This window comes from Erythrobacter colymbi (assembly GCF_002155685.1).
GTDB lineage: Bacteria > Pseudomonadota > Alphaproteobacteria > Sphingomonadales > Sphingomonadaceae > Erythrobacter > Erythrobacter colymbi.
In genome coordinates, this window is sequence record NZ_MUYK01000002.1 from 678,984 (window position 1) to 703,287 (window position 24,304).

Genomic DNA, 24,304 nt, shown 5'->3' on the forward strand with positions numbered 1-24,304 from the left:
GCCAGATCAGGGCTTCCTGGTCGAACACCACACGCGGTAGACTTCGTAGTAGCCGTCCGCGCAGGTTTCCTTTTCCTTCTTGGCGTAGACCTTGGGCGCGATGGTGCCCATCGGCTCGCACCGGCTGGTGTCGCCATCGGGCGTGCGCCAGCCCGAGGGGCACGGGGCGGCCTTGCTGGTCTTGACGATGGCTTCGCGGTTCTGGCCCTGCGCCTGTGCCGGGCTGGCGAAGCCGGCCAGCGCCAGGCTGCCGACCAGCGCGAGGTTGGCAAGGCTCAACGTGCCGGCGATCAGCAGCCGGCTGCGGGTGTTGGTGGTGGTCATGGTTTCCTCCTGTTGCCCGGTATTCGGTGGCAGCAGGAGTAGGAGCGCGGCGCGCGGCGCGGCATCCCACGCGCCGTGTCTCCCATATCATGGGATGCGGAGGCGCCGGACATGGGCAATTCCATGGCGCCTAATCGCTGTGGCAAATTGCCGGCGGGGCTCTTTCCAAACCATCGGGATTGCGGCAATCGCCATGGATAACAGGGGGTAATCATGATCGGGGAAGAGCATACCGGGCTGCGCCTGCATTGGCGGCAGCTTGCCGTTTTCGTGGCCGGGCTGATTGCGGTGCAGCTGGCATACTGGCTGCTGATCGAACCCCTGACCGGTGCCGACCGTTCGGCCGCTCCGGCACCGCTGGCCATCGCCAGCACCGCGATCGCCCCGCTCGATACGCCCGACTTCGCGGCCGCTGCCAGAGCCCCCCACAAGCCGGTCGAACTGCCCTTTACCGATTGCTGCAAGCCCGCGATCTTCAGCGTCAAGATGCAGTTCGCGGTCGACACCGTGCCGGCCCACGGGCTCGGCATCATATCCACCCTGCAGGTCGACAACTACCGCCTCGCGGTCAACGGATCGACCCTGTTCGCGCGCGGGACGGTGGAACCGGGCGCGGTCACCTTCGACGGGCAGCGCACCTTCCTCACCCGCATCCCGGCGGGCGTGCTGCGGCCCGGGATGAACGAGCTGCACTACATCACCGTGCGCGACGGGTTTCCCTACACCGACATCTACCCCCCGATCATTGCCGATTATGACGCGCTCGAAGCCTACAGCGCCAAGCGCCTGTTCTTCATGAACGAATACTATGCGCTGTGTGCCGCCGTGCTGGGCATGCTCGGGCTGCTGGCGGCGATCATGACCTTCCGTTCGGACGACTGGCGCTTTTCCGCCTGGCTCAGCGCGCTCGCGGCCGGCTTTGTCGCCTATATGATCTACACCTTGTGGACGAGCCCCCCGCTCAGCGGCGCGGGGCGGATGCTCGCGTTTTTCGCGATCTACTTGTTCGTGCCGACCGCCCTCGCGTGTTTCGTCGACAGCTGGACGGCGCGGCCGCTGCGCTGGCTTCAGCCCGGAGCGGTCGCAGTCTATGCGGTGACCGTGGCGGTGATCGCGTTCCATATCTACGCCGTCGCCATGCCGGAGGGCTACGACCGGCCCGCCGAGATATGGGGCTGGTATCTCATGGCCGCGGCGGTGCTGGTGATGGCGCGGCTGGTCTGGCACTTTGCCACCGCGCCCGAGAACCGGGTCATCGAAAGCGTGCTGCTTACTGTCATGGCAACCGCGCTGGTTTTCGATTCGATTTCCGAATGGTATCCCGATGGGGTTGTGGGCAGCGGCAACCTGCTCAACAGCGCGGCGATCCTGCTGCTGGCGATGACAGCTGCGTTTCTCGCCCGCAATTTCCGGCTGTTCCAGTCGCAGGGCGCCCTCAACGCCATGCTGCAGGCCAAGGTAACCCAGCGCGAGGCCGAACTGGCCGAGGCGGCGCTGCGCGAACAGGCTCTCGTGCGCGCGCAGGCGCATGACGAGGAACGCAGGCGGATCATGCGTGATCTGCATGACGGGCTCGGCAGCCAGCTGATGACGATGATGCTGACCGCGCGGCTGGGCGAGGCCGATCCGCCCAAGGTGGCAGAAGGCCTGCAAGGCGTGATCGACGAGATGCGCCTGATGGTGGATTCGATGGACTCGGTCGGCGAAAGCCTCGACGCCGCGCTCGCCACCTTCCGCACGCGGATCCAGCCGCGGGTGGAGAGCGCGGGTTTCGCGTTCCGCTGGAGCCAGCCCGAAAGCCTGCCCCCGACCAGCCTCGGCCCGCGCGATGTCCTGCAGGTGTTCCGCATCATGCAGGAAGCGGTGACCAATGCGCTGAGGCACTCGGGCGGCACGGCGATCACGGTCGAGATCGCCGCACGCAGCGATGGCGCGATAGAAGTCGCGATTGCCGATGATGGCAAGGGCGGCGCGGGCGAAGCCGATGCAGGGCGCGGGCTTGCCAACATGCGCGCCCGCGCGCGGGGTGTGGGGGCGGACTATGCTCTGGTATCGGAACCCGGCAAGGGCACGCGCGTGACGCTCGCCCTGCTCCAGCCCGCAGCATTGGCGGCGGAATGAACCGGCGCATCCCATATCTGCCCGCCCGTCATGGGATAGGCGGCGCGGGCCCCGGATGTTAGCCCTCCCCCTATGAACGACTCCGCGCCACCTGCTCCCGGCCCTGCCCCCGTCCGCATCGCGATCATCGAGGATGAGCCCGCGGTGCGACGCTACTTCATGCAGATCATGGCGATGTCCGAAGGCTATGACGTGATCGCCATGGCCCCCGATCTCGCCACGGGACGCGGGTTGATCGCCTTGCAGCCCGACCTGTTCCTGATGGATATCGGCCTACCCGACGGCAACGGCTATGATCTGGTGCCGGAGATCAAGGCGGGCTGCACGGCGAGGGTGCTGATCATCAGTTCCTTCGGAGACCGCGAGACGGTGGTGAAGGCGCTGTCCGCCGGAGCCGATGGCTACCTTCTGAAGGACAGCGCCCCGCAGCAGATCCTCGATGGCATCGCGATCACGCTCGATGGCGGTGCACCGGTGAGCCCAGCAGCGGCGGTCTATCTGCTCGATCTGTTGCGCGGCTCCGCGCCCGCTGCTCCGGCCGCTCCGGCAGGCGAGGCCGACGACCGCCTCACGCAGCGCGAGACCGAGCTGCTGCGCGCCTTTGCGGAAGGCAAAAGCTACAAGGAAGCCGCGCGCGTCCTCGGCATTTCGCCCCACACGGTCGGCACGCACGTCAAGGCGATCTACCGCAAGCTCGAGGTCAATTCGCGCAGCGAGGCCATCCGCGAGGCCTTCCGCGGCTAGAGGGCGCTGTCGATCGGCCGACCCTTGCGCAATGGCCCCTCATCCCTGAGCCAGCAGCATCCCCAAGCCAAGAGCCAGCAAAGCCGCAATACGAACATCCAGAGTGGATAGCCGGGCGCGCTCGGACGCAGCGGATGGGTCTCGAGCTCGCCGAACAGCCAGGCGAGGCGCCCACGGCTTTCGGGCGAGAGGTGCTGATCGCGGAAGAAGATCACCTTGTGGCGCAGCGATGCGGCATGGATGACCGCTTAGCGAGGTTAACTCGCGCGTGTACCGATAGTTGACGGGCGCTTGTCCGGTTCAAAGGTTCAACTCGCACAAACCTGGATGATCGTCCGGACGCCGACCGAGTGGCCAATGAAACTTGCGCTCCGAACCGGGGATTGGGTGTTCGTTGATGCTGGCGATGCGGCGTTCCATCAGCCCATCGGCATCGAACTGCCAGTTCTCGTTGCCGTAGGCGCGGAACCAGTTGCCGCTGTCGTCACGATATTCGTAGGCGAAGCGCACCGCGATGCGGTTTCCAGCGTGCGCCCATACCTCCTTGATCAGCCGGTAGTCGAGCTCGCGCGCCCATTTGCGGGTCAGGAATGCCTCGATTTCAGCGCGACCAGTGATGAATTCGGCGCGGTTGCGCCACTGGCTCTTGGGCGTGTAGGCAAGCGCCACGCGCGCCGGATCGCGGCTGTTCCACGCGTCCTCGGCCAATCGCGCCTTCTCGGCAGCGGTGGCGTCGGTGAAGGGCGGAAGCGGGGGGCGGCTCATGTTTCAATTCCTTTCAGTCGGGCGATGTCGGCCTTGAGACGTGCGATCTCGTCATCGCGCTCGGCGAGCGCTGCGACAACCTCGTCGGCGTCGAATTTTTGAGGGATGTGCTGCGGGCAGTTGATGTCCCAGGCCTCGATGTCGAAGAGCAGCGCAGCCTCGGGCCGGGCGTTGTAGCCATCGGGCATCAGCTGCGCGAAAACCGCCGGATCGTCGCTGTAGCGCGCCCTGCCCCAGACCTTGATGCGCGCCTTGCGGGCGTAATCCATCAGGAACAGGAAGGCCTTGGGATTGTCGGCGAGGTTCCCGGTCGAAATGTACTGGCGATTGCCGGAATAGTCCGCGAAGCCAAGCGTGCGCTCACCCAGCACCCGGATGAAGCCGCGGGGGCCGCCGCGATGCTGGATATAGGGCTGGCCCTCGGCTGTAGCGGTGCCGAGATAGGCCGAGTTCGCCTTGGCGAGCATAGCCATGAGCCGTTCGTCGATGGCGGTTCGGAAACCGCCCAGCTCCTCCATCCGGGCATAGGAAGCGCGCGAGCCGCGCTCGGTCTGAATCGCCTTGACGGTAGGGGTAAAGGCGATGTCGCTGTTGGGATCAGGCATCGATCATCTCCCCAGCAGCGCCCAACGGAACGACTGTAACCGCGTGCGGATAGAAGGCCACATGACTTGCGATGCCCGCGACCTCGGCATAGGGCGTATCATAGCTCCATGCGATGGGCACGCCCGGCGCCGCGGCGCTTGCCCAGTGGCGTGCCATGCCCTTGTAGGGGCAGAAGGTCTCGGGCACGCTCACAGCCACTAGCGCGCCCGGCCGTAGATCGGAGGGCGGGAAGTAAACCACCTGTGCATGGTCCTGTTCCTCGACGATCAACGCCGTGTCGCTTTCGGCAAGTATGGTGCCAGCCTGCGCGGCACGCCCGCGGGTGGCGGCCTGACGGGCGATTTCAAGGCCGATGCCTTCGCTCGCACCGGTGATCAGGTAGGTTTTGGCCATGGCGGCGTTCCTGTGATGGATTTCAGGGATGCTTGCCCGGGGCCGGAGACGGCACCCGGGCAAGCGCCGAAGGGTCAGTTGGTGAAGCTTGCCTTGATTTCGGCAGCGACGGTTGCGGCGTTCTCGTCGAGGACGAAGTGGCCGCTATCGAGCCACACGAGCCTTGCTTGCGGGATGTCGCGCTTGAAGGCTTCCGCGCCCGCAGGGGTGAAGAACGGATCGTTCTTGCCCCACACGATCAGCGTCTTGGGCTGATACTTGCGGAACGCGGCATGCCAGCTGTCATAGGCCGCGACGTTCGTCTTGTAGTCGTCGAGCAGGTCGAGGACGTAGGCATCGGTACCGGGGCGGTCGAGCAGCGCCTGGTCATGGGTCCAGTTGTCGGGGCTGATCGCCGCCTCGTTCTTGGCACCGACCGTGTACTGGAACTTCGTGGTTGCCGCGGCGAGCAAGGTGCGCGCGCCGGCTTCGCTCTCGGGCGTGCGCTTTTCCCACAGCGGCAGGAAGACCTGCTTGGCGGGCTCGCCCACGCCCTCGATATAGGCGTTGGTGTTCTGGATCACGAAGCCCTTCACCGCATCGGGGCGCTGGGCAAAGATGCGGAAACCCACCGGGCCGCCGAAATCCTGCATGTAAAGAACATAGGACTTGAGCCCCAGCTGATCGATCAGAGCGGTCACGTGCGCGGTGAGGTTGTCGAAGGTGTAGGCGAACTCGGTGGCCGAGGGCGCGTCCGACTGGCCGAACCCGATGTAGTCGGGGGCGATGACGTGGAAGCGGTCTGCAAGCTGCGGGATGAGCCCGCGGAACATGAAGCTTGAGGTCGGGAAGCCGTGAAGCAGGATGATCGTCGGCTTGGCCGGGTCGCCGGCCTCGCGGTAGAAGACCTGGCGGCCGTTGACGGTCACGCTGTGGTAGGTTTCAGGGAAGGCATTCTGGGTCATGGCATGGTTCCGTTCGGGAGCTGCCGCAGCTGCCGGAACGGCATGCAGGGGCATCAGTGTAGAGAGCGCGGCTGCTGCAAACGTGGCGGCCGCCGAAAAGCGAATTTTGGTCATGGCGAAGTCCTTGGGTTTGCGTCACGCCGCGCGGCGCGCGGTCACGACCGGGAAGTCGATCTCGGTCTGGAAGGCGTTGTTGAAGAAGTTGGTCCAGACGTTGAGAGCCACGTGCTGGACGATCTCGATGATCTGCGCGTCCGAATATCCGGCGATCCTCACCGCCGCGAAGTCAGCATCACTCACGCGGCCGCGCTCGCGCGCCACGGTGGCGGCGAAGCGGACGGCGGCATCGGCCTTGGGATCGTTCGAAGCGCCGCTGCGGTTGGCAGTGATTTCGGCATCGTCGAGCTTGGTGAGATTGCGGGCGAGATAGGTGTGCGCCGAAAGGCAGTAATCGCACCCGTTCACCTCGGCGACCGCGAGGGCGATGCGCTGGCGGGTGGCAGCGGGCAGACTGCCCTTGCCCAGCGCACCGGCGAGCGCAAGCTGACCTTCGAGCGCCTGCGGGCTGACGGCAACCGCGCGGAACAGGTTGGGGACGGAGCCGAGCTGATTTGCGACAGCATCGAGCAGCGGGCGCGATGCTTCGGGGGCATCGGCGACGGTGGCGGGGATGGCAATTCGAGTCATCGTACGGGTTCCTTTGGCCGGACAGGGGTTGAGGTGGGCGTCTGGCGAAGGCGAAAGTGATATATTTCAATTTGCGGGAGTAGTCGCTAAAGTCGGAAGGTAGGCTTCCGGAAAATGGAAACATAATTGGACCGGTTAGAAGCAATCCGCACCCTGCTCGCCGCCGTGGATGGCGGCAGCCTGTCGGCCGCCTCGCGTAGCCTGCGAACACCGCTGCCGACGGTCAGCCGCCGCGTCTCGGACCTTGAAGCGCATCTTGGCGCTCAGTTGCTGGTGCGCACTGCCCGCAAGCTGATCCTGACTGAAGCGGGAGAGGCCTTCGTCGTCAGCGCGCGGCGCATCATCGAGGAACTTGGCGAGGCCGAGAGAGCGGCGTCAGGCGAGTATCGCGAACCGCGGGGCGAACTCGTCGTCACCGCACCGATCCTGTTCGGCCGCCTCCACGTCGCACCGATTGTGCATGCGTTTCTGGCCGCATACCCGCAGGTCAGCGTCCGGCTGATCCTGTCGGACTCCGTCATCGACATGGTCGAGGCGCATGTCGATGTCGCGGTGCGGATCGGAAAGCTCCCCGACAGCGATCTGATCGCCAGGACAGCGGGCCAGATCCGCTGGGTCCTGTGCGCCAGCCCGGCCTACCTTGCGCGTGCAGGGATGCCCGCCGAGCCGCGGGATCTCGCCAACCATGATTGCATCGCATTCGAGGGGCTACAGACCTATCGCAGCTGGACCATAGGCACGGGCCCATCGGCGCAGACCGTGCCGATCCGGCCCCGCCTGTCGGTCAACACGGCAGAGGCCGTGATCGAAGGAGCGGCGGCCGGGCTCGGGATCGCACGGTTGCTTTCCTATCAGGCCGCAGGCGCGGTGGCACGCGGCGAGGTGCGGACGATCCTGCGCAAATGGGAGGGTGAACCGATCCCCGTCAGCCTCGTCCACCAGTCGCAGCGGGTACAACCGCTGAAGCGCCGCGCGTTTCTCGATTTTGCCGCCCCGCGCCTTGCTGCGACCCTCGGCGAGATCGAGCAGATAACCAACGCGACGCAATCTGAAGCTTGAACCCGATCCAAACCGCGCTTGCGCTGTTCCGCGGGCATTTGCCGACGGCCACAGACTTTCCGCAATGTAGACGCCCTCTGGCTTTATTTTTATGCCAAACGGTATAAAAACTCTCGCGCCACGAGGGGATTTGGAAAGGCATGGCAGAAAAACGATCACGGGGGCGTCCGCGCGAGTACAACCGCGACACGGCATTGGGGGCCGCACGCAAGGTCTTCTGGGAGCTTGGCTATTCCGCGACATCTGTCGAAGCGCTTTGCGAGGCTATGGGAATAAGCAAGCCCAGCCTCTATGCGGGCTTCGGCAACAAGCTCGCGCTCTACTTAGCCGTACTTCGCCAGTATGACGATGAGGGCTTTGCCAAGATGCAGGAGCGTCTGAACCACTCCGACCTTGCTACCGCGCTACAGCAGGCCGCGATCGGTGCCATCGACAATTTTGTCGGCGGCGGTTCCGATCCCCGCGGCTGCCTTCTGGTTGCCACCGCCGTGGTGGAAGCCAAGACCGATCAGGATGTTCGAGAGGAGCTGCGCCTTGCAATGGAGCGCAGTGGCGAACTGTTTGCCGCTCGCTTCAGGAAGGCAATGGAAGAAGAGGATTTTCGATCAGCATTGCCTCCACAGGTTCTCGGCACGATCTTCAATGATGCGATTTACGCAGCGGCGTTGCGTGCACGCGCCGGCTTCAAGCGCAGCGATTTGCTCGCCACGCTCGATGCATGCATCGCAATGATCACTAACGCCCATCGTGACGACACCACCGCCGACAGGGGGTAAAGGTGATCTGCTGTCATTCACTTGAGGCCGGCTCGAACAGAAGCGGATTCTGCGCGCCGTCATTTGTTTGACAGCCGTCCCTAGGCAAATCCCGAAGGAGCTATAACGGCCCTTGGTCCGGAAACAGATTCCGCGTGGGATTCATCCCGTCGGTGTCCACCAGCGTCTGCTTTACCTGCGTGCCTTCAAGCTCGACGATGTAGACCGAACCGGCCTTGCGTGCGCGCAGGGTGAGCTGGCCGAGCTTGGGGTCGATGGTCACCTTCACATCGCGGTCCTCCCCCGTATTGGCCCAGGCCGTGACCAACCAGCGATCGGCATTGCGCATCTTGCGCGCCAGCACCCGCGCGGTGCGATTGAGGCGAGTCTGCGGGATCCAGTATTCGGCAGGTGGTGTTGCCTCACCCACTGGATTGAACTCCATCGCCGGTGTGGTGATGTCGAACCCGTCGTAGGGATGGTTTCCGTCCCCAGGCAGGAGATCGCCATTGCGCAGGAAGGGCTCGAGAAAGGTAAAGAGTGCATGGACCTTGGCGAGGTTGACCATGCCCCGGATCTGGACGGGCACCTGCGTGCCGACTGGGTTGTTCTTGGCCATCGCCAGAAAGGGTGCACCCTCGCAGACAAAGTATCCTGAGACCGCGCCTATCGCACCCGCAGTGTAGAGCGCCTTCATTGCCCCGATGAAAGTATCGTCATCGGAAATGCCGCTTCCTTCCCATCCCTGGCTTACCCACGGATAGATGAGGCTTTGCCCCAGCGTCCGCATCCCTCCGATGTTGCGGAGTTGGATGGTTAGTGCATCCCACGGCACGTTGAAGTCGAGAAATCCAGTCCAGCCCTTGTTTCCATGCGCGAAATACATCTCGGGTGACGCATAATCGGACACGACCGGCTTGCCGTTGACGATGAATTCGTCCCAAAGGAAGTTATAGCCTTTCCATCCCGACCAGCGGCCTCGCTCGCCGCCGAAGCTTTCCTGATACCAGCTGTAGGCGACCGGGCGGCCAAGCTGGAGACTGGCATAGGCGGTTTCCTTGACAATCCGCTCCTGCCGCGCCTTCTGGCGGCTCGCGAAACGGTGCCAGTCATCATAATTGTCCGGATTGAAGCCAGCCGCGCGCATCGCGGCGGTCACGCGTGGGTCGATTCCCCACAAAACCTTCACGTCGTTATCGCCGGGAATCCAGAATCCGGCTTCGCCGCCATTGTTCATCAGCGTAAACTTCTGGCCAGTATCGCGCTCAAGCCTGCGCGCATTGGTGCCGATGTAATTGCCTACGGCGACGAGAGCGGAGTCAGGAGCGATAGGGCTGACAGTCACGCGGCCGCCGCGTAAAATTATGTTCCCTTGTGCATCGCGAATATAGGTTTCCGGGGGGAGCGTCGGATAGTCGGGACGTTGCCCTTGATAATTATCGAACACACCATAAAGACTTGATTGGTCATAAATCGAAGGATACTTTCCGGGGTTGGCTCGCAGCTCGGCAAAGACTTTGTCTTCACCGTAATTTGTACCTTCATTTACCTGTCCACCATAGGCCCAGTGTTTCATCAGCTCAACGCGCGTGTCGGATGACACCGCGCAGCTCGCCAGGCTGAGCGGCAACATCGTATTGCCAGTCCTCAGCGCTGGGCGCGGGAACGATTTGAGGTGATCGAGCGGGGTCGAGTTGGTGCCGATTTGTACGGGGTTAGGATTGACGGTCACGGAGACATCGTCCGATCCGATGGTCTTGCCGGCCGCATCGGTCACGCTGAGCCGGAGTACATAGGTACCCGCCTTATCCATCGCGACAGCGGTTGCCGGGCTCGATGCATCGCGGAACGCAACGATCGAGGGACCGCTCACCTGGCTCCAGCGGATCGTGCCGCCAGATGCGGTGCCGGCGAGTGCCGTACGGGTGTCTGGCAAGGCGATCGCCACATCAGGACCGGCATTGACGTTGGCGTTGGCGACGGTCGGACCGCTTTCCTCTCCCCCGCCGCATCCGGCAATCAGAGCTGTCCCGCTCATGAGGAGGAAATAGTGCCGAAATGGCTTTGGCGTCCCGATCATTCAATTGCCCCTATCTCTATGATTTTTTTATCATTTGATGGGCAGAGTGTGATGATTCGACGCTTAACCGGTCCTTTCCTGCATTGGTTAAGACATCGCTTTGCGCAAGAATTTGGAACTGGCTTTGCCTCGCGATGACCATCGGCACCGTGATCCGGCGCGCATTGCCTAGAGCGCAAACCTCTTGCGAAACTCGCTGGGAGCAAGGCCCCGTGCTTGGGCAAACAGGCTGCTGAAGTGCGAGGGGCGCGGGAAGCCGCAGGCAAGGGCAACTTCGCGCAGCGAATGATCGTGACCCATCAGAAGTCGCTGGGCGAGATAGAGACGCCGATCACGGACGTACCGGTAAGGGCTCATCCCGGTCGCCTGATTGAAGGCCCTCGAGAAATGGAACATGGAAAGCCCGGCAACCTCGGCCAGCATGCTGATCGTCAGCGGCTGGGACAAGTGCTCTTCGATGAAGTCGAGCACCCGCTTGAGCCGAGCCGGGGCGATCGTGATCCGGTTTGACTGCGGATTGAATCCGTAGCGATCGATGTTCGAGAGGATCAGCGCGATACTGCGCATCGCCTGCTCGAGAACCATGTCCGCCACGATACCGGGCCGGAACAGCTCGATCTCGAGCACGCCGATGAGGCCGATCAGAAAAATGTTGTCCTCGAACACCCTCGGTACCGTCGGTCCCGGGAGGCGGTCGCCGATCAGGCTCCCCAGACAACCCTTGGGGAACAGGACGTTGATGCTCTTCGCGCTGGTCCCGAACTCGATAGTGGCATCGGCGCCCTGCGGCACAAACGACACGCGCAGATCACGATTGCCGGCGGTGCAGAACGGCGTCCCTGCCAGTTTTCCCCTGTTCGGCTGACCCGACCCGCGGGTCAGGAGCAGGAGATCGTGCTCGTCGGCAGGCCGATCCGCCTGCGTGGTCGGCGCGGTGCCGTAGTCGAGAATGCGATAGAGTGTGATGTCGCCATGGCGGGGCGCGAGCGACAAGCTGTCGGGCACGTGCCGGTAGACCACGCAGTCGATGCTTTGAAGTCCGGTATCGAACCGCTGCGGCTCGCCAATTCCTCTCATTGCAAACCAACCACCCTCACTATTCCGGAGTTTTCCTGCCTCCTGCAGATCCGATAGTTTTTCGAAAATTCGACATACAAACGAAGATTTGCTTGTGATTTTTTGCGACATTCTTGATGAGCGAATTACGTTACTTAAGTAACGAAAATACTTTTTCTCCGAAAAATCAGAACACTTTCTTTCCTCATTGTAGTATAGGTTGCCAAGCCGTTAACCAACGCGGACCACCTAGACCTTTCGATCCCGGGGCACGCCTGTCCGTTGACTAAAGGTCGTCCCGAGGATTTTTCGAAATACGCGCCCAGAAGTGCTGGCAACGAGGATGGCCTCGCGCACGGCAGGCTCGCGAGATTGAACTGGAAGGATTTGCGGGACATGATGCGACAAGGATTGCGGCACCTGCCAGCTATGGCGGTTCTGTCGGGTTCGTCCTCCGCGGCACATGCGCAGTCATTTGCCGATCCGGCCGGTTCCGGGCCGATCCTTGGTGCGGTGCAGTGGCTCGAGGGGACACTGCTCGGAACCGTAGCCACCGTGGTCGCCGTGATGGCGGTGGCCAGCGTCGGCTTCCTGATGCTCACCGGCAGGATGAACTGGCGCTACGGCGCGACGGTGATCATCGGCTGCTTCATCCTGTTCGGTGCGGCCAGCATCGTCGGGGGCATCCAGTCCGCAGCCTCGCTGGGCGGTTAAGATGCAGAGTCTGGAGCGAGATCAGCTGTTCGTGGCCCTCGCCCGCCCGCAAATGTTCGCGGGCGTCACCTACGGCTTTTTTGTCATCAACGGCGTCCTGTCGACCGAGCTATTCCTCATCTTCAAAAGCCCGTGGGTGCTGCTGTTCGCATTGATGATCCACGCGATCGGCTATCTCGCGTGCCTCAAGGAACCGGCTTTCTTCGACGTGTGGTTCGTGAAGGTGTCGCGCTGCCCGCGAGTGCGCAACCATGCTGTCTGGCAATGCAACTCGTACCGCGCCTGAGCCAGGATCCGCAGTTCTTCGCGCGCGAGGAGACGGCCGGCAGCCGGCTGCCCTATGCCGCGCAGATCGACGACCGCACCGTCCTGCTGCGCAACGGGATGCTGTGCCAGGTGCTTCACCTGGGCGGTCTGCTATTCGAGACCGCCGACACCGCCGAGCTCAACTATCGCAAGTCCCTGCGCGATGCGATGCTTCAGGCGATCGGATCGCCGCGCTTCGCAATCTACCACCACGTCGTGCGCCGCCGGGTGGAGCCGCTGCTGGATGCGCAGTTTCCGGATCCCTTCTCGCGCGAGCTCGACGAGGCCTGGCGCCGGCGGCTGGAGACCAAGGCGCTCTACACCAACGAGCTGTTCCTCACGATTGTCCGCCGCCCTTTGCCGGGGCGCACGGGCCTTGCCGAAAGGCTGGCCAATCTTGCGCAGCGTGGGTCCGGCGCGCGCGAACGGGCCGCTGCCCTTGCCGCCGAGCGCCGCGCGCTCGATGCCGCCAGCGAACAGCTGCTCGCCTCGCTCGGCAGCTACAGCGCGCGGATCCTCTCCACCTACGAGACCCCGCACGGCCACTGCTCCGAACCGCTCGAGTTCCTCTCGTCGCTCTACAACGGCGAGTTGCGACCGGTGCGCCTGCCCGAGGCGGACGTGGGCGAGTATCTCCCCTATCGCAGGGTGACCTTCGGGCAGGACATGCTGGAACTTGGTCCGGCCGGTGCCACCCCGCGCGATTTTGCCGCGATCGTCTCGATCAAGGATTATCCGGGGCACACCACGCCGGGGATGCTCGACGATCTCTTGCGGCTGCCCTTCGAGATGGTGCTGAGCCAATCCTTCGCCTTCGTGGACCGGCAGAGCGGGCTCGGGCGGATGAACCTTGCGATCAGGCGGATGCGGGCGGCCGACGACGAAGCGATCAGCCTGCGCAACGATCTCACCAACGCAAAGGACGATCTGGCCGCCGGGCGTGCGGCGTTCGGCGAGCACCACATGACGGTTATGGTGCGCGCCGCGGCGCCCGAGGCGGTCAATGATGCCGTTGCCGAATTGCAGGCCGCGCTCTCCGATCTCGGCGCCATCGCCGTGCGCGAGGAGATGGGGCTGGAGCCTGCGTTCTGGGCACAGTTCCCGGGCAATTTCCCCTATATCGCGCGCCGTGCGCTGGTCTCCACCCGGAACTTCGCAAGCCTCGCCAGCGGCCACAACTTCCCCATCGGACGCGCGGCAGGCAACCATTGGGGCCCGGCGGTCACCGTGCTCGAAACCACCGCGGCGGGACCATACCATTTCAACTTCCACCAAGGCGATCTTGGCAATTTCACCGTGATCGGCCCCTCGGGATCGGGCAAGACGGTGGTGCTCAACTTCCTGCTCGCCCAGTCCCGCAAGTTCGATCCACGCATCGTCTTCTTCGACAAGGATCGCGGGGCGGAGCTGTTCATCAGGGCGATCGGCGGACGTTACGATGTGCTGCGACCGGGGGTCGGGGCGGGGCTCAATCCGCTGTTGCTTGGCGACACCCCCGACAACCGGCAGTTCCTGATCGCATGGGTCACCCGCCTCGCGAGCGCCGGCGGCGTCGCAGTATCGACCGAGGAACTGGCGCTGATCAAGGACGCGGTCGACGCGAATTTCGAGGCCGACCCCGCCTTCCGCCGCCTCCGGCATTTCGTCGACCTTTTCCGCGGACAGAGCCGACCGCACCCGGGCGACCTGTGGTCGCGGCTGCGCCCGTGGTGGGGCGACGGGGCGCACGCATGGCTGTTCGACAACAGCGAGGATCGCATCGATCTGACGGCGGCCACCATCGGCTTCGACATGACGCGCATCCTCGACACGCCCGATCTGCGCACGCCGGCGATGATGTATCTGTTCCACCGGGTCGAGGAGCGGCTCGACGGGACGCCCTCGATCATCGTCATCGACGAAGGGTGGAAGGCGCTCGACGACGACGTGTTCGTCGAGCGCATCAAGGACTGGGAAAAGACCATCCGCAAGCGCAACGGGATCGTCGGCTTCGCCACCCAAAGCGCCGAGGATGCCCTGTCCAGCCGCATCGCCTCGACCATCGTCGAACAGGCCGCGACGCAGATCTTCATGGCCAATCCCAAGGCGCGGGCGGAAGATTACATCGATGGCTTCGGGCTGACACCGCATGAATTCGAGCTGGTGCGCGCCTTGCCCGACAGCGCCCATGCCTTCCTGATCAAGCACGGCAACGACAGTGTGGTCGCGCGGCTCAACCTCTCGGGCGAGGGCGACATCCTGACGATCCTGTCGGGTCGCGAACGCACCGTTCGGCTGCTCGACGAGATCCGGCAGCGGACCGGCGATGATCCGGAGGCGTGGATGCCCGAACTGGTGAAGGCGGTCTGATGCCAGCCTGCCCCGCCTTCGACCCGCTCGGCCCCTATGCCACCGGCCTGACCAGTTTCGTGGACTGCCACGCCCGGGCGCTCGGCGAGGAAGGCTGGCGCGCACTCGGCACCGGATCGGCGGCGGGGCTGACCATCACCGGTCTGCTGGTGATCTTCGTCGCGCTTGTCGGCTATCGGCTCGCCTTCGGCCATATGCTGACCCTGCGCGAGGCGGTGCTAGCGATGGTCAAGATCGGCTTCGTCATCGCTTTGTCGAGCCAGTGGCCGGCCTATCAGGTGCTGGTCTACAACCTCGTGATCGAGGGGCCATCCGACCTGGCGGGGCGCATTCTCGCGCCCGGAGGCCTGGGCGGCGAGGCACCCGATCTGATCGCGCGCGTCCAGACCGCGCAGGATCGGCTGGAGACCTTGTCCCGGCCCAAGCCACCCGCCGGTGCCGCGACGAGTCCCGTAGCGGCGCCGACCGGGCCAGGCGCAGCGCAGGGCCCGGGGCTCCAGCCCGCGCCCGATCACGGCAACAAGAACGACGACAGCGCTGAAAACTCTCTGTCCCGCGCGGGCGGCGTGCTTCTCGTCTCGACGCTGGCGGCGACACTGTCCTTCCGCATCATCGCCGGGATCATGCTGGCGCTCGGGCCGATCTTTGTCGCATGCCTGCTATTCGCGGGGTGGCGCGGGTTGCTCGAAGGGTGGGTGCGGGCGCTAGCCGGAACCATGCTCGGAACGCTGGCAACCGGCGCGACAATCGCGCTCGAGCTCGCGATCCTCGAACCGCAGATCGCTGCATTCGCTGCCGCCGCCGCCCGGCCCGATGCGGCCGAGGCGGGTCCGATGCCGGGGCAGTTGCTGGTCACCACATGGCTCTTCGCGCTGGTGCTGCTGGCGGCAGTGCTGGCGGCGGCCAGGGTTGCAGCAGGGTTCCGCATTCCCGACGCCGTGGCTGTCGCGCTGCGGCAGGTCACGGAAGCTTCGGGGCGCCGGGAGACCTCCGAACTCCAGACCGCGTCGGCACCGGCAGGCGGCACATCGGCGGCTGACGAGCGCCCGCGCGCTGTCGCGCTGGCCGACGCGATCAACGCCCAGTTGCTGCGCGAACAGACGGCCGACGGCAACCCTCAGGCGACGCGGGCCCGGCCTGCCGCGACAGCGGATGCGGTGCAGACGTCAAGCGGCCCGGTGATCATCGAACGCCTCGGCCAGAGCCATCGGCGCACGGCCGGGTCGCGCCGCGCTGCCAGCATTCAGCGCCGGGATGCAGCAGGATAGGACATGACCGAAGGAACCGACACCTACTACGCGCGCGCCACGCGCTGGGCCGATGACCGGCAGGCGAGCCTTCGGAACTCGCGGCGCGTCGCGTGGATCGTGGCCGGCGTCGCAACCGGCGTCGCGGTGGTCGAGGCGCTGGCGCTGTTCGCGCTCGCCCCGTTGAAAACGGTCGTGCCCTACACCCTGCTGGTCGACCGCAACACGGGCTATGTGCAGGCGATCGAGGGCGACAAGGCCGGGAATATCCAGGCTGACGAGGCGCTCACCCAGTCGCTGCTGGCGCAATATGTCATCGCCCGCGAGGGCTTCGAGATTTCGGGCGTCAAGGGCAATTACCGCAAGGTCGCGCTATGGTCGGCCGACTCCGCGCGGCGAGATTACCTTGCGCTGATGCCGGCGAGCAACCCGCAGAGTCCGCTCAACCGGCTCCCCCGCACGAGCACGGTGAACGTCACGGTGCGCAGCGTGTCGCTGACCGATCCGGGGGTCGCGATGGTCCGGTTCGAAACCCGGCGCATCGACCAGGGGCAGCAGGCGGGCGGGCCGGTCGCCGCTTATGTCGCGGTGATACGCTACCGCTATTCGGGCGCGCCGATGGCGATCGAGGACCGGCTGATCAATCCGCTGGGCTTCCAGGTGGTGAAGTATCGCCGCGACCAAGAGGCCGTATCGGCCGAGGTCGAAGCGCAAGCCGAGGCGCTGGTGCCAGCTCCGGCGGCAACGCGCGCTCCGGCGGTAGCGAGCCCGGCGGCCAGCGTCCTCTCAAAGACCGCGCCAGGCAGGCCGGTCCCGAGCACCGGGCCGGGCAGCACCAAGGGGCCGGGGAGCGGCTCATGATGCGCTTGCTGATAGTCGCCCTGCTGCTGGCGCCAGTCTCGGCATCGGCCGATGTCCTGCCGCGGCCGGGCCCCGGTGACCCGCACATCCAGACCGTCGATTATGACGCCGACCAGCTCGTCACCCTGCGGGTCGCTACGGGCTATACCGTGACGATCCAGTTCTCCCCCGACGAGCGGATCGAGAATGTCGCGGTCGGCAACAGCGCCGCATGGCAGGCCATGCCCAACCGCCGCGCCGATCACCTGTTCGTCAAGCCGGTGCAGCCCGGCGTGACCACGAACATGACCGTGATCACCGAGGTGCGGCGCTACAATTTTCGCCTGGTACCGGCCGACGGGCTCGAGCCCGATCTGCCGTTCACCGTCAGCTTCCGCTATCCGGGGATCGACCGCGCGCCCGACGTCGTGGTCGAGCCGAATATCACGGTCTACGCCCTCGGAGGGGAGAAGTCGCTGTGGCCCTCGGCCATGTCCGATGACGGCACCTTCACCTCGATCGTATGGGAGCCGGACGTGACCATGCCTGCCGTCTACAAGGTCAATGCCCGGGGCAAGGAAGAGATCGTCAACGGCATCGTGCGCGACGGGGTCTATGTCGTCGAAGGCATCGCCGAGCGATTTGTGTTCCGGCTCGGCAAGGCGGTGGCGGTCGCGCGCAGGAAGGAGGGTGAATGACCGCGTCTCCGGATGATCCGCGCGAGGGCCTCGCGCTCTTCGATACCGTCAGTCCTGCTGTGACCCTGCCGCGCAAGGGCGTGCCGATCGGCGTCGCGCTGTTTGGCTTGGCCTGTTCGGGCGCGCTGCTGTTCTGGATGCTCGACGCCCGTCGCGAGGCTCGCCTTGATCCCGGTGCCACGCGCCCGGCGGAGGCCGATGCCGGAGCCTTTGCCGCCGCCCCGCCCCTCGCCCTGCCGCCCGCACCGCCGTCGCCCGAGCCGACAATCGTCGAGCGGATCATCCGGCTCCCGGGCAGGCCGGTGGACGCGCCCCAGCCGGTCTATCGCCCCTTGGCACCCGCCTTTCTCCCTCCCGTTCCGCCGGTCGCTCCGCCGCCGCTGCGCGTTCAGACCGCCAGCAGCGAACCAGCGCTGGTCGTCGATCTGACCCCGGCCGAGCCGGGCGCTGCGGGGACAGCTGGCAGCGCAGGCAGCGCGAGTGACGATACCGCCGTGCGCGCCACCCTGATCCGCAACCGCGGTTCGCTAGTGCCGCAGGGAACCCTGATCGCCGCCGTCCTCGAAACGCCCATCGACAGCAGCAAGCCCGGTCTCGCCCGTGCCATCGTATCACGCGATGCCCGCAGTTTCGACGGCAGCCGCATCCTGATCCCGCGCGGCAGCCGGTTGATCGGGGAGTATCAGTCCGACGTTGCGCCGGGCCAGCGCCGGGTGCTGGTGACCTGGACGCGCCTCATCCGGCCCGACGGCGTGGCAATCCGGATCGGGTCGCCAGCCGCCGACGCGCTGGGCAGCGCCGGGGTCGCGGGCCGGGTGAACACGCATTTCTTCGAACGCTTTGCCAATGCGGTGCTGCAATCGGCGCTGACGGTAGGGGTCAACCTCGCCTCCCAGCCGCGTTCGGGATCAGTCTATGTCGGCATCCCTGCCCAGGCTGCCAATGTCGGCCAGTCCCTGCTGCCCAACGCCAATCCCAGCCCGACGATCAAGGTCAAACAGGGGGCCGAGATCGCGATCTTCGTGGCGCGTGACCTCGATTTCGGCGGTACGGTGCCGCGCGAATGAGCGACGCCTCCGACTTCGCAGTCGATGAGCCGCGCTATCTCGACGCCTATCTCGGCCCGCTTCTGCCGATCCTGTCGCGCACCGATGTGACCGACATCTACATCAACTGCCCGGGCGAATTGTGGTGCGAGACCGTCGGCGGCGGGATCGAGCGGCATGCGTGCACCGATCTCACCGAAGCCAGGCTCTGGCGGCTCGCGCGCCAGATCGCGGCGGTGAGCCATCAGGGGATCAGCCGCGCTCATCCGCTGCTCTCGGCGAGCCTGCCCGACGGTTCGCGCGTCCAGATCGTCGCCCCGCCCGCCACGCGCGGTACGATGGCGATCGCCATCCGCAAGCATGTCGTCGCCGACCTGACGCTCGCGGATTATGCCGCAAGCGGTGCCTTTGCGAAGGCGCGGGTGGGCGAGGGATCGCGAGACGGCCTCGCACCGCCCCCTGCTGGCGACGGGATCGACGCCTATCTCGCCGAAGCCGTCCGCGCGCGCCGGACCATCATGGTCTCAGGCGGCACATCGACCGGCAAGACCACCTTTCTCAACGCGCTGATGAAAGAAATCCCCGCAGATGAGCGGCTACTCATCATCGAGGACACCCCCGAGCTGCAACTTGCCCACGCCAACGCGGTCGGCCTCGTCGCCACGCGCGGCGAGCTGGGCGAGGCACGGGTGACGCAGGAGGACCTGCTTCAGGCAACCCTCAGGATGCGGCCAGACAGGATCATCCTCGGGGAGTTGCGTGGGGTAGAGGCCTACACTTTCCTGCGGGCGATCAACACCGGCCACCCCGGATCCCTGAGCACCATCCACGCCAACAGCCCCGCCGGCGCGATCGAGCAACTGGCGCTTCTAGTGCTGCAATCCGGGACCCAGCTGCACAAGCAGGACATCGTCGATTACGTGCGCGGCGCGGTCGACATCTTCGTCCAGCTCGGCCGCAGCGACGGCAAGCGCGCCATTACCGAGATCATGGTGCCGCAGGCAGGCTGATCTCCCGATCTGCAGCTATCGTCATAACGGCAAAGGCGCGAGCAGCCGTGCCGCCCGCGCCGTTGCTTGTCAGAATGAAATCTCCTGCGAAGGGCCGCGGCCCATCGCAGGAGTATGCACCGCACTCAGCGCGGGAGTTCGTCGATTTGGGCGATCACCGCACGCATGCAGGTGATGATGTCCGCCACCTTCGCCGAATTGCCCACCCGGCCCTGAAGCGCCTGCGCCCGGGCAATCAGGCTGACCAGCGCCGCCCGGTAGTTGGCCCGGCCCTGCGCCGACATGTTGTCGCGCAGATAGGGCCGCCCGCGGTCATAGAAGTTGTAATAGGCCTCGACCAGCGAGTTCTCCGAATAGGCGTTGTTGAAGTAGGCGTTCTCTGCATCGACGAAGAGTGTCCGCAGCTCCTCGAGCGCCACGGCGTCGACCGGGGCATAGGTCTCTTGCAGGAAGGCCGTCAGGTTCGCGTTGAGATCGCTCGCCGGATTGCGCTCGTATTGCAGGATCATGGCCACGCTTACCTCGTCGCCGGGGTTCGCCAGCATGCGCATGAAGTTCTCCGCCGCGCGCCCGCCGTCGGCATAGAGCCGCTTCAGGTTGTTGATGGTGCGCTGGAAGGTCGGCAGGAACCACGAGAGGCGGTCGAAATGGACCGGCGCGATCGGCCCCGGATCGGCCTGCTGCCCGAGCAATGTCGGCGCGATCGCAGCCGTCAGGCGCTGGCGGTATCCGCTGCCCGACTGCAGGGCGGTGTCATTGACATCGACGATGTAATCGACATTGCGGGCGAACTGCTGGACGTAGGGCAAGTCAGAGCCATTGCCGAAGCCAGCGCCGTAATTCGCGCTGCCGATGATCGCGTTGGGGTATCTGCTGCGGATATAGGCCCCGATACGCTCGACGATGGCAGCGTGATACTGGACTTCGCTCTGCCCATTGGGATTGCCCTCGGCGCAGACGCCCTGATCGGCCGGTTGAACGGTGATGCCGTCGACCCCGAAGCTCATCAGATAGTCGATGATCCGGTTCTGGTAGGTCCACGCCAGTTCGACCCGCGGGTTGGCGAGATAGGGGCTGTTGGAACACCGGATCGACGGGTTGGCCTGCACGATCTGGTCGAAGCCCCACGACATGCCGCCCATCCCCGCGACGACCTTGAGCCCCTTGGCATGGAGGCCGTCGATGATCTGGCGCAGCTGCGCGCGGCGCTGCGGGCTGACGGTGTTCTCGACATCGACCGCATAGCCGGGCGATCCGGCGGTGCCGCCCGCTGCGAGCCCCCAGATCTGGATCGACGTTCCGCCGTGCTTGACGAGGAAGTCACCCGCCCGGTCATAGTCGGCGATCAATTCGTCATCGATCGAGATATCCGGCCAGCGCACGTCGGCTGCCGAAGGACGGCTGGCGAGGTCGCGGATCCATCCGAGATAGCCGCGCACCACCCATGGCTCGGTCGAGCCCGAGGGGGGTAGCGTCGGCGTGGGCGTGACCGCATTGCTGATCGGCGCGGGCGGGGTCGCCGTGCTGCCCGGACGGAAGATCACGTCACGGAAGTAATTGCTGGCCGCATAGGTGGAGGTCGGGAACTGGCCGACATCGCCATAAAGACCGTTCTGCCCGTCGTTGGGTGCAGCAAGCCAGGTCGAGGTCACCGGATCGTTGTTGAAGACGTTGTAGGTGATCGGGAAAAACCCGTTGGCGTTGACGGAGAGCACGTAGGTCTGCCCCGCGGTAACTGCGAAAGGCGTGGCGAGCCGCAGCGCCTTCCACCCTTCGCCCGTTTCGGCCGCGAATTCCGTGGTGAGCAACTGCTCGCCCGTGCTGCTCCACAAGGTCGCGCGGTGCGTGCCGGTATCGTTCGGCGAATTCCAGTAGCGGAAGCCGGTGATCATCCCGTCGCGCTGGGGGACGAAACGCAGGCCGAGCTCGTAACTGGCGCCATTGTCCGAAGCGTTGCTGAGCGTCGGCTCGCGGTTGCCGAACAGGGTAGATTCAGCCCGGTAGACGAGGTCCACGAAATAGTTCGAGTTCTCGAAGCTGTTGGTGGGTAAGGCGCCCGGAGGCCCGAACAGGCTCGGCACCCCGTCGCTGGGCGTTGCGAGATAGCCGCGTGCCAGCGGCGCGGACAGGCCGCCGACGCTGATCGGGAAGTGGCTGTTGCTGTTGACTGAAACGACGATGCGGTCGCCTGCCCGCAATTCGAGCGGGGTATCGAGCGTCGCCACCTGCCATCCGGATGCCGTCTCGTTCTGGAAGGCGACCTGGGCCAGCTGCGCCCCTGTCGTTGCCGACCAGATGCGTCCGATATGCGCGCCGGTTTCAGAAGCGGCCTTGTAGAAGCGGACCTGGGTGACCTGCCCATCCGAGGTAGGGGTCACGACCGTGCCGAGCTCATAGGGCTTGTTGTCGGTCGCGTCGGGATTGGCCGGTTGCAGATCGGCGAACAAGCTGGACAATTCGACGGCGCCGGTCGGGTTGGTCACGCATAGCTCGCTTCCAGCGCCCGCTTGCGTGGTGCCAGCGGCCGTTCCGGCACGGAACACGGCGTCGACGAAGTAGCTCGACTGGTTGTAGCTCGAGGAGGGCGCGGCCCCTTGCGGCCCGAACAGACCGTTGAGACCGATCAGGCCCCCTCGCGTGATCGGCTGTGCGAAGGCGCCAGGGCTGATCGGGAAGTAGCCGTTGCTGTTGACCGAAATGATCACCCGCTGCCCTGCCCGCAGGACTACAGGGGTGCGCAAGGTCGCGATCTGCCAGCCGGCGGGACTTTCACGGTAAAACTCGACCTGCGCGAGTTCCTCCCCGGTGTCTGCCGACCAGACCCGACCGATGTGCGATCCCGGCTCCGAAGTGGCCCGGAAGAAGCGCAGGTGCGTGATGACCCCGTCGGTCTGGGCTTGCACGAGCGTCCCGAGTTCGTAGGGCTGGTTGTCGGTCGCGTCCGGATTGGCCGGCGTTTGCCCGTCGAGCAGCGCAACCGGCGCCGAAAGATCGGAATACTGACCGGGGCAGCTCTGCGCGACAGCTGGCGTTGCCACCGATGCCAGCAGCAAGAGAAGCGCTTTCTTCATTACCTGTTCCTCGTGCGATGGTTTGATGGCCCGAGGGGTAACAATGTCGCCAAGACCGGATCAATCACAGGAACGCGGTAAACGAAAATTGTAGCAAGATATCGAATATTTTATAAATGGTTTAGAAATGGTCAATTATCGAAAAATATATTATTTACTTTATTATATATAACTTCTGATAGAATGTAGTATTTTTCAGAACTGTCCGTCGTCAGAACATTTGGCACAGGTCGCGGCGTAAATTAGCGGAGTGCGGGCCTCGTCTGTTGTTGGGTTTTAGGCGGCGAGCTTACGGTGTTGCAAGCGCCGATGTTCAATGGTCTGTCGCTTGATCCTTTCGCGTTGTTTGATGATGGCTGGTGCCCTGCCGAAGTAGGCGTCTGCGGGCGTCACGTTGTTTAGGCTCTCGTGGTATCGGCGGTGGTTGTAGTGCTCGACGAAGGTCTCGATCTGGGCCTCAAGGTCGCCGGGCAGGAAGTAGTTCTCGAGCAGGATGCGGTTTTTAAGGGTCTGGTGCCAGCGCTCGATCTTGCCCTGGGTCTGGGGGTGCATCGGGGCGCCGCGCACGTGGCTCATCTTGTTGGCCTCGATGTATTCAGCCAGTTCGCCCGCGATGTAGCTGGGACCATTGTCGCTGAGCAGCCGGGGCTTGTGCAACACCGTGGCGCTGTCGCATCCGGATGCGACCAACGCTACATCCAGCGTGTCGGTCACATCCTCGGCCCGCATGTTGGTGCACAACTTCCAGGCGATGATGTAGCGCGAGAAGTCGTCGAGCACGGTGGAGAGATACATCCAGCCCCACCCGATGATCTTGAAGTAGGTAAAATCGGTCTGCCACATCTCGTTCGGCCGGGTCGTCTTGGTATGGAACGCATCAGCCGCTTTCACCACGACGTATGCCGGGCTGGTGATCAGATCGTGGGCCTTGAGCAGGCGGTAAACCGTAGCTTCGGACACAAAGTATTGGCGCTCATCGGTAAATCGCACCGCCAGTTCGCGCGGTGACAGCTCGGACTGCTCCAGCGCCATTTCGACGATCTGGTCCTGCACCTCGGGCGCGATCCGGTTCCACACCCGGCCTGGAGCCGATGGCCGATCCGCCAACGCCTCCGGGCCGCCTGCGAGGTAGCGGTCATACCAGCGGTAGAACGTCCGCCGGGCGATGCCGAGTTGGTCCAGCGTTCGCTTGGCAGGCAGGTGGGACTGCTCGACGATCCTGATGATCTCGAGCTTCTCGGATGCGGGATACCTCATTCTTCGTCGCCCCCATCCGCGATCATGCTTTTTTTGAGCAAACGGTTTTCCAGCGTCAGGTCGGCCACGCATTCCTTCAGGGCGCGGGCTTCGCGGCGCAGATCCTGCACCTCGCCAGTGGTCGCGGCACGGGCGGTATCACCGGCCAACCGGCGCTTACCTGCTTCCATAAACTCCTTCGACCAAGTGTAATACAGGCTCTGGGCGATGCCTTCCTTGCGGCACAGCTCTG

General features: G+C 64.6%; 22 protein-coding genes and 1 pseudogene. 12 read left to right on the plus strand and 11 right to left on the minus strand.

Going from position 1 to position 24,304, the window contains the following annotated elements; genetic code table 11:
• Nucleotides 1–6: 6 nt before the first annotated feature.
• Entirely contained in the window at nt 7–324 is a 318-nt protein-coding gene (locus tag BZF57_RS06550; protein ID WP_086735858.1) for a hypothetical protein, read from the minus strand.
• 213 nt (nt 325–537) lie between these two features.
• On the opposite strand from BZF57_RS06550, the gene BZF57_RS06555 reads away from it, so the two are divergent.
• Both BZF57_RS06555 and BZF57_RS06560 read left to right on the plus strand, forming a co-directional pair.
• Nucleotides 538–2,445 (plus strand): sensor histidine kinase, encoded by a 1,908-nt coding sequence (locus BZF57_RS06555; protein ID WP_086735860.1) that lies wholly within the window; start codon nt 538–540, stop codon nt 2,443–2,445.
• Between the two features lie 72 nt (nt 2,446–2,517).
• Nucleotides 2,518–3,189 (plus strand): response regulator, encoded by a 672-nt coding sequence (locus BZF57_RS06560; RefSeq protein WP_086735863.1) that lies wholly within the window; start codon nt 2,518–2,520, stop codon nt 3,187–3,189.
• On the opposite strand, the gene BZF57_RS21780 is transcribed toward BZF57_RS06560, so the two are convergent.
• The 6 genes from BZF57_RS21780 to BZF57_RS06590 form a co-directional block, all read right to left on the minus strand.
• Nucleotides 3,186–3,431: a TauD/TfdA family dioxygenase gene (locus tag BZF57_RS21780; protein ID WP_143738394.1), complete on the minus strand. Its 246-nt coding sequence runs from the start codon at nt 3,429–3,431 to the stop codon at nt 3,186–3,188. The two genes, BZF57_RS06560 and BZF57_RS21780, sit on opposite strands and share 4 nt — an antisense overlap.
• Before the next feature lie 58 nt (nt 3,432–3,489).
• Nucleotides 3,490–3,954: a nuclear transport factor 2 family protein gene (locus BZF57_RS06570; protein ID WP_086735867.1), complete on the minus strand. Its 465-nt coding sequence runs from the start codon at nt 3,952–3,954 to the stop codon at nt 3,490–3,492.
• Nucleotides 3,951–4,559 (minus strand): pyridoxamine 5'-phosphate oxidase family protein, encoded by a 609-nt coding sequence (locus tag BZF57_RS06575; protein WP_086735869.1) that lies wholly within the window; start codon nt 4,557–4,559, stop codon nt 3,951–3,953. The genes BZF57_RS06570 and BZF57_RS06575 overlap by 4 nt, the downstream gene beginning before the upstream one ends.
• A complete protein-coding gene (locus BZF57_RS06580) occupies nt 4,552–4,953 on the minus strand; it encodes a DUF427 domain-containing protein (protein ID WP_086735871.1) in 402 nt (133 codons plus the stop codon). Before BZF57_RS06580 ends, BZF57_RS06575 begins: the two co-directional genes overlap by 8 nt.
• 74 nt (nt 4,954–5,027) lie before the next feature.
• Nucleotides 5,028–5,897 carry an alpha/beta fold hydrolase gene (locus BZF57_RS06585; protein WP_240505875.1) on the minus strand — a complete coding sequence of 290 codons (870 nt, stop codon included), beginning with the start codon at nt 5,895–5,897 and terminating at the stop codon, nt 5,028–5,030.
• 135 nt (nt 5,898–6,032) lie between these two features.
• The gene (locus tag BZF57_RS06590; protein ID WP_086735876.1) at nt 6,033–6,584 is read right to left on the minus strand and encodes a carboxymuconolactone decarboxylase family protein; all 552 of its coding nucleotides are present in this window, start codon (nt 6,582–6,584) and stop codon (nt 6,033–6,035) included.
• Between the two features lie 126 nt (nt 6,585–6,710).
• Between BZF57_RS06590 and BZF57_RS06595 the strand changes: the two genes are divergently transcribed.
• Together BZF57_RS06595 and BZF57_RS06600 are read left to right on the plus strand one after the other, a co-directional pair.
• On the plus strand, nt 6,711–7,643 hold the full coding sequence (locus tag BZF57_RS06595) for a LysR family transcriptional regulator (RefSeq protein ID WP_086735878.1): 933 nt from the start codon (nt 6,711–6,713) through the stop codon (nt 7,641–7,643).
• 140 nt (nt 7,644–7,783) lie between these two features.
• A complete protein-coding gene (locus tag BZF57_RS06600; protein ID WP_086735880.1) occupies nt 7,784–8,419 on the plus strand; it encodes a TetR/AcrR family transcriptional regulator in 636 nt (211 codons plus the stop codon).
• A gap of 100 nt (nt 8,420–8,519) precedes the next feature.
• On the opposite strand, the gene BZF57_RS06605 is transcribed toward BZF57_RS06600, so the two are convergent.
• Nucleotides 8,520–10,478: a PKD domain-containing protein gene (locus BZF57_RS06605; protein WP_086735881.1), complete on the minus strand. Its 1,959-nt coding sequence runs from the start codon at nt 10,476–10,478 to the stop codon at nt 8,520–8,522.
• 168 nt (nt 10,479–10,646) lie between these two features.
• On the minus strand, nt 10,647–11,666 hold the full coding sequence (locus BZF57_RS06610) for a helix-turn-helix domain-containing protein (protein WP_086735883.1): 1,020 nt from the start codon (nt 11,664–11,666) through the stop codon (nt 10,647–10,649).
• Between the two features lie 267 nt (nt 11,667–11,933).
• Between BZF57_RS06610 and BZF57_RS06615 the strand changes: the two genes are divergently transcribed.
• From BZF57_RS06615 to virB11, 8 genes are read left to right on the plus strand one after another with little or no spacing between them, the layout of a single operon-like run.
• Nucleotides 11,934–12,248 (plus strand): TrbC/VirB2 family protein, encoded by a 315-nt coding sequence (locus BZF57_RS06615; RefSeq protein ID WP_206073217.1) that lies wholly within the window; start codon nt 11,934–11,936, stop codon nt 12,246–12,248.
• A gap of 1 nt (nt 12,249) precedes the next feature.
• Nucleotides 12,250–12,534, plus strand: coding sequence for a VirB3 family type IV secretion system protein (locus tag BZF57_RS06620; RefSeq protein ID WP_086735887.1), 285 nt, complete (start codon nt 12,250–12,252; stop codon nt 12,532–12,534).
• Nucleotides 12,513–14,903, plus strand: coding sequence for a VirB4 family type IV secretion/conjugal transfer ATPase (locus BZF57_RS06625; protein ID WP_086735889.1), 2,391 nt, complete (start codon nt 12,513–12,515; stop codon nt 14,901–14,903). The genes BZF57_RS06620 and BZF57_RS06625 overlap by 22 nt, the downstream gene beginning before the upstream one ends.
• Nucleotides 14,903–16,171 (plus strand): TrbL/VirB6 family protein, encoded by a 1,269-nt coding sequence (locus tag BZF57_RS06630; RefSeq protein WP_086735891.1) that lies wholly within the window; start codon nt 14,903–14,905, stop codon nt 16,169–16,171. The genes BZF57_RS06625 and BZF57_RS06630 overlap by 1 nt, the downstream gene beginning before the upstream one ends.
• A gap of 3 nt (nt 16,172–16,174) precedes the next feature.
• Complete coding sequence (locus tag BZF57_RS06635) at nt 16,175–17,011, plus strand: VirB8 family type IV secretion system protein (protein WP_086735893.1); 837 nt, start codon at nt 16,175–16,177, stop codon at nt 17,009–17,011.
• Nucleotides 17,008–17,688, plus strand: a complete 681-nt coding sequence (locus BZF57_RS06640) for a TrbG/VirB9 family P-type conjugative transfer protein (RefSeq protein ID WP_240505876.1) — start codon at nt 17,008–17,010, stop codon at nt 17,686–17,688. Before BZF57_RS06635 ends, BZF57_RS06640 begins: the two co-directional genes overlap by 4 nt.
• Nucleotides 17,685–18,755, plus strand: coding sequence for a TraB/TrbI/VirB10 family type IV secretion system protein (locus BZF57_RS06645; RefSeq protein WP_240505877.1), 1,071 nt, complete (start codon nt 17,685–17,687; stop codon nt 18,753–18,755). Before BZF57_RS06640 ends, BZF57_RS06645 begins: the two co-directional genes overlap by 4 nt.
• On the plus strand, nt 18,752–19,744 hold the full coding sequence (virB11, locus tag BZF57_RS06650) for a P-type DNA transfer ATPase VirB11 (protein ID WP_086735895.1): 993 nt from the start codon (nt 18,752–18,754) through the stop codon (nt 19,742–19,744). The genes BZF57_RS06645 and virB11 overlap by 4 nt, the downstream gene beginning before the upstream one ends.
• A gap of 125 nt (nt 19,745–19,869) precedes the next feature.
• Here virB11 and BZF57_RS06655 read toward each other — a convergent pair whose 3' ends face one another.
• Nucleotides 19,870–22,815, minus strand: coding sequence for a DUF4082 domain-containing protein (locus tag BZF57_RS06655; protein WP_086735897.1), 2,946 nt, complete (start codon nt 22,813–22,815; stop codon nt 19,870–19,872).
• A gap of 276 nt (nt 22,816–23,091) precedes the next feature.
• A pseudogene (locus BZF57_RS06660) lies at nt 23,092–24,304 on the minus strand (IS3 family transposase); the annotation flags it as partial.

Excerpts from the sequence above, each read along its gene's own strand:
- BZF57_RS06550 (WP_086735858.1), bottom strand. The coding sequence starts at position 324 with ATGACCACCACCAACACCCGCAGCCGGCTGCTGATCGCCGGCACGTTG.
- BZF57_RS06555 (WP_086735860.1), top strand. The coding sequence starts at position 538 with ATGATCGGGGAAGAGCATACCGGGCTGCGCCTGCATTGGCGGCAGCTT.
- BZF57_RS06560 (WP_086735863.1), top strand. The coding sequence starts at position 2,518 with ATGAACGACTCCGCGCCACCTGCTCCCGGCCCTGCCCCCGTCCGCATC.
- BZF57_RS06570 (WP_086735867.1), bottom strand. The coding sequence starts at position 3,954 with ATGAGCCGCCCCCCGCTTCCGCCCTTCACCGACGCCACCGCTGCCGAG.
- BZF57_RS06575 (WP_086735869.1), bottom strand. The coding sequence starts at position 4,559 with ATGCCTGATCCCAACAGCGACATCGCCTTTACCCCTACCGTCAAGGCG.
- BZF57_RS06580 (WP_086735871.1), bottom strand. The coding sequence starts at position 4,953 with ATGGCCAAAACCTACCTGATCACCGGTGCGAGCGAAGGCATCGGCCTT.
- BZF57_RS06585 (WP_240505875.1), bottom strand. The coding sequence starts at position 5,897 with ATGACCCAGAATGCCTTCCCTGAAACCTACCACAGCGTGACCGTCAAC.
- BZF57_RS06590 (WP_086735876.1), bottom strand. The coding sequence starts at position 6,584 with ATGACTCGAATTGCCATCCCCGCCACCGTCGCCGATGCCCCCGAAGCA.
- BZF57_RS06600 (WP_086735880.1), top strand. The coding sequence starts at position 7,784 with ATGGCAGAAAAACGATCACGGGGGCGTCCGCGCGAGTACAACCGCGAC.
- BZF57_RS06605 (WP_086735881.1), bottom strand. The coding sequence starts at position 10,478 with ATGATCGGGACGCCAAAGCCATTTCGGCACTATTTCCTCCTCATGAGC.
- BZF57_RS06610 (WP_086735883.1), bottom strand. The coding sequence starts at position 11,666 with ATGTCGCAAAAAATCACAAGCAAATCTTCGTTTGTATGTCGAATTTTC.
- BZF57_RS06615 (WP_206073217.1), top strand. The coding sequence starts at position 11,934 with ATGCGACAAGGATTGCGGCACCTGCCAGCTATGGCGGTTCTGTCGGGT.
- BZF57_RS06620 (WP_086735887.1), top strand. The coding sequence starts at position 12,250 with ATGCAGAGTCTGGAGCGAGATCAGCTGTTCGTGGCCCTCGCCCGCCCG.
- BZF57_RS06625 (WP_086735889.1), top strand. The coding sequence starts at position 12,513 with ATGCAACTCGTACCGCGCCTGAGCCAGGATCCGCAGTTCTTCGCGCGC.
- BZF57_RS06630 (WP_086735891.1), top strand. The coding sequence starts at position 14,903 with ATGCCAGCCTGCCCCGCCTTCGACCCGCTCGGCCCCTATGCCACCGGC.
- BZF57_RS06635 (WP_086735893.1), top strand. The coding sequence starts at position 16,175 with ATGACCGAAGGAACCGACACCTACTACGCGCGCGCCACGCGCTGGGCC.
- BZF57_RS06640 (WP_240505876.1), top strand. The coding sequence starts at position 17,008 with ATGATGCGCTTGCTGATAGTCGCCCTGCTGCTGGCGCCAGTCTCGGCA.
- BZF57_RS06645 (WP_240505877.1), top strand. The coding sequence starts at position 17,685 with ATGACCGCGTCTCCGGATGATCCGCGCGAGGGCCTCGCGCTCTTCGAT.
- virB11 (WP_086735895.1), top strand. The coding sequence starts at position 18,752 with ATGAGCGACGCCTCCGACTTCGCAGTCGATGAGCCGCGCTATCTCGAC.
- BZF57_RS06655 (WP_086735897.1), bottom strand. The coding sequence starts at position 22,815 with ATGAAGAAAGCGCTTCTCTTGCTGCTGGCATCGGTGGCAACGCCAGCT.